Below are 3,369 nucleotides of genomic sequence, written 5' to 3' on the forward strand. Positions count from 1 at the left end.
GGCGGGCGGCGCGGACGCTGGCGCGGTTCTCGCACCCCGCGGTGATCCTCTTCGCGCTGGCCCTCGGCCTTGTCGGCTGGCTGGCCGAGGGGCTGGCCTTCTGGCTGCTGCTCGGCTGGATGGGCAGCGAGGTGGCGCTGTCCACCGCCATCGCGATCTTCGTGTTCTCCACCCTCGCGGGTGGGCTGACCGGCGCGCCCGGCGGCATCGGCGGGGCCGAGGCGGCGATGGTCGCGCTCCTGTCGCTGCAGGGCGTGCCGCTGTCCGTCGCCCTGCCCGCCACGGCGATCATCCGCCTCACGACGCTCTGGTTCGCCATCGCCCTGGGGCTTGCCGCCTTCGCCGAGGCCGAGCGGCGGTCGGGAAAGGGAGCCCATGCGCTGGAAGACGACTGATTACACCGGCTGGGGCCGCGCCCTGCGCGCCACCGGACGGCTGGCCCGCCCCGAACGGCTGTCGACCCTGGCCGGCCTGATGCGGGACGAACCCTCCCCCGCCATCGGCAACGGCCGCTCCTACGGCGACGCCTGCCTGAACGACGGCGGCGCGGCGATCCGCACGGTGCGGCTGGACCGCGTCCTGTCCTTCGATCCCGCCACCGGCACGGTCGAGGTCGAGAGCGGCGCCACACTTGGCGATCTCGCGCGGCTCTTCGCGCCGCGGGGCTGGCTGCCCGCGGTGATGCCCGGCACCGGCTTCGCCACCGTCGGCGGCGCCATCGCCCACGACGTCCACGGCAAGAACCACCATGGCGCCGGCTCTTTCGGGCAGCATCTGCGGGCGCTGACGCTGCTTCTGCCCGGTGGCGAGACACGGCGGGTGACGCCCGGCGATCCGCTCTTCGCGGCCACGGTCGGCGGGCTGGGCCAGACCGGGGCCATCGCCACGGCCGAGTTGCAGCTTCTGAAGTGCAAGGGCGACGTGATGATCGTGACCGAGCGGCGGATCCCGGGCTGGGACGCGTTCCTCGAACGGCTCGACGCCTCCGACGCGACCTATACCGTCGGCTGGATCGACGCGACCGCCCGGGGCGACGACCTGGGCCGCGGCATCCTCGAGGAGGGCGAGACCGGCTCGGGCCTCGTCACGCAGCGCGGCCGGGCGCGGGCGGTGCCCTTCGACGCGCCCGCCTTCGCCCTGTCGCCGCCGGTGGTGAAGCTGTTCAACGCCGCCTACTTCCGCCGCGTGCCCGCGGCCGGGCGCACGGTGGTGAAGCCGATCCAGGACTTCTTCTTCCCGCTCGACCGGATCCGCGACTGGAACCGCCTCTACGGGCGCGAGGGGTTCCACCAGTTCCAGTGCGTCGTGCCGGTCGACGGCGCCCCTGCCCTGCGCGCGATGCTCGAGCGGATCGCACGCTCCGGCCTCGCCTCGCCCCTTGCGGTGCTGAAGCGGATGGGGCCGGGCGCGGCCGGGCTGATGTCCTTCCCGATGGAGGGCTACACGCTGGCCGTCGATTTCGCCAACCGCGCCGGGGCGCAGCGGCTGATCGCCGCGCTGGAGGCCGATGCGCTGGCGGCGGGCGGTCGGATCTACCTTGCCAAGGACGCGCTGTCGAAGGGCGCGACGATCCGCGCGATGTATCCCCGCCGTGCCGAATGGGCCGAGATCGTGAACGGCATCGACCCCGAGGGCAGGCTTGAAACCGACCTGGTCCGCCGCCTCGACCTGAGGAGCGCGTGATGCCGCCAGCCCGTCCCGAGACGCCCCCCGAGACCTGGATCCTGCTCGGCGCGACCTCCTCCATGGCCCGGGCGCTGGCCCGTGCGCTCGCCGGCAGGGGCGCGGCGCTGGTGCTGGCCGGGCGCGACATGGCCGACCTCGAGGCGACGGCGGCCGACTGCCTGATGCGCGGCGCCGCCTCGGCCGAAGCGGTGCGATTCGATGCGCGCGATCCTTCGACCTTCCAGCCGATCCTCGACGGACTGGGCGAGGGGGTGGTCAACGCCGCGGTCTTCGTCGGTTCGATGCCGCCGCAATCCGCGATCGACGCCGACCCCGCCCTGATCGACGGCACCGTGACCGACAGCTTCACCGGGCCCGCCCGCTTCCTCCAGATGCTCGCACCGCTGATCGAGGCGCGGGGCGCGGGCTGCGTCGTCGGCCTCGGCTCCGTCGCGGGGGACAGGGGGCGGATCGGCAATTACGTCTACGGCGCCGCCAAGGCGGGGTTCCACACCTATCTCTCGGGGCTGCGCAACCGGCTGACCCGCGCCGGAGGCCACGTGGTGACGGTGAAGCCCGGCTTCACCGACACGGCGATGACCTGGGGGATCGAGGGCATGTTCCTCGTCGCCTCGCCGGATGCGGTGGCGGCGAACATCCTGAAGGCGGTCGAGAAGCGGCGCGACGTGATCTACACGCCGGGCTTCTGGCGGCTCATCATGCTGATCATCCGGGCAATCCCGGAACGGATGTTCAAGAAGATGTCGGTCTGATCCGGTTCAGCCGAACCACTGCGCCCAGAGGCCCGCGGCCCAGAACATCAGCGACAGCGTCAGCAGCAAGAGCCCGATCCCCAGCCGGTCCCGCATGGCAAAGACGATCGGGTCATAGTCCTGCCGACCGGAGTAGCCGAGCGCGATCATCCGCAGCAGCCAGCCCGCCAGCGGCACCAGCGCCAGCAGCAGCACCCAGGTCGTGGGATAGAGCGCGCGGCCCTGCGCGCTGAACGCATAGAGCGCGAAGATCACCAGCGCCCCCACCATGCCGACCCCCGACATGTTCAGCAGGTCGCCCCTGTCGCGGCGGCCATAGCCGCGGCCGGGCAGGATTCCGTCGTCCCGCGCCAGCGCGAGTTCGGTCATCCGCTTGACGCAGCCGAGGGTCACGAAGACCGGGAAGATGAACACCAGCATGTAGACCGAGACCTCGACCTTCGCGGCCGCCGCCCCCGCCACGACGCGCAGGGTATAGAGGGCGGCCAGCGTGAAGATGTCGATCCAGCGCATCCGCTTCAGCCGCAGCGAGTACGACAGCGACAGCACCATGTAGACGAGGATCACCGCCAGGAACGCGGGGCCGAGCAGCACGCCGAGCCCCAGGGCGACGGCTGCCGCGGCCAGCCCCGCCGCCATGCCCGCCGACAGCGGCACCGCGCCCGAGGCGAAGGGGCGGCGGCATTTCGTCGGGTGCAGCCGGTCGGCGTCGAGGTCCAGCAGGTCGTTCACGACGTAGATCGCCGAGGCCGCCGCCGAGAAGGCCAGGATCCCCGCAAGCACGGGCAGGAGCGTGGCCAGGGTGAAATCGTGGGCCGCGATCATCGGCAGCACCAGCAGGATGTTCTTCACCCACTGGTGCGGCCGCAGCGCCCGGAGCAGCGCCTTGGGATCGGTGCCCGCCCGCTCCGGCAGGGCGTGCACCCGGCGC

Annotated in this window: 4 protein-coding genes; 3 read left to right on the top strand and 1 reads right to left on the bottom strand. The window is 72.2% G+C overall.

From position 1 onward, the window contains the following. From A7B20_RS20995 to A7B20_RS21005, 3 genes are all read left to right on the top strand, one after another. Window positions 1-395: lysylphosphatidylglycerol synthase transmembrane domain-containing protein (locus A7B20_RS20995; RefSeq protein WP_157937756.1), on the top strand; the 395-nt coding region annotated here is incomplete at its 5' end. Further along, window positions 376-1,683, top strand: a complete 1,308-nt coding sequence (locus tag A7B20_RS21000) for an FAD-binding oxidoreductase (protein ID WP_102110525.1) — start codon at window positions 376-378, stop codon at window positions 1,681-1,683. The genes A7B20_RS20995 and A7B20_RS21000, both read left to right, overlap by 20 nt. Next, complete coding sequence (locus A7B20_RS21005; protein WP_102110526.1) at window positions 1,683-2,438, top strand: SDR family NAD(P)-dependent oxidoreductase; 756 nt, start codon at window positions 1,683-1,685, stop codon at window positions 2,436-2,438. The genes A7B20_RS21000 and A7B20_RS21005 overlap by 1 nt, the downstream gene beginning before the upstream one ends. 6 nt (window positions 2,439-2,444) lie before the next feature. Here the strand turns inward: A7B20_RS21005 and A7B20_RS21010 are convergent. Beyond that, the coding region (locus tag A7B20_RS21010; RefSeq protein WP_172961083.1) for a UbiA family prenyltransferase at window positions 2,445-3,369 on the bottom strand (925 nt) is incomplete at its 5' end.

This window comes from Oceaniglobus roseus (assembly GCF_002869745.1).
In the GTDB taxonomy this organism is placed as follows: Bacteria; Pseudomonadota; Alphaproteobacteria; order Rhodobacterales; family Rhodobacteraceae; genus Oceaniglobus; species Oceaniglobus roseus.

What these genes read in the sequence shown, in the direction of transcription:
- A7B20_RS21000 (WP_102110525.1), top strand. Translation starts at nt 376, where the DNA reads ATGCGCTGGAAGACGACTGATTACACCGGCTGGGGCCGCGCCCTGCGC.
- A7B20_RS21005 (WP_102110526.1), top strand. Translation starts at nt 1,683, where the DNA reads ATGCCGCCAGCCCGTCCCGAGACGCCCCCCGAGACCTGGATCCTGCTC.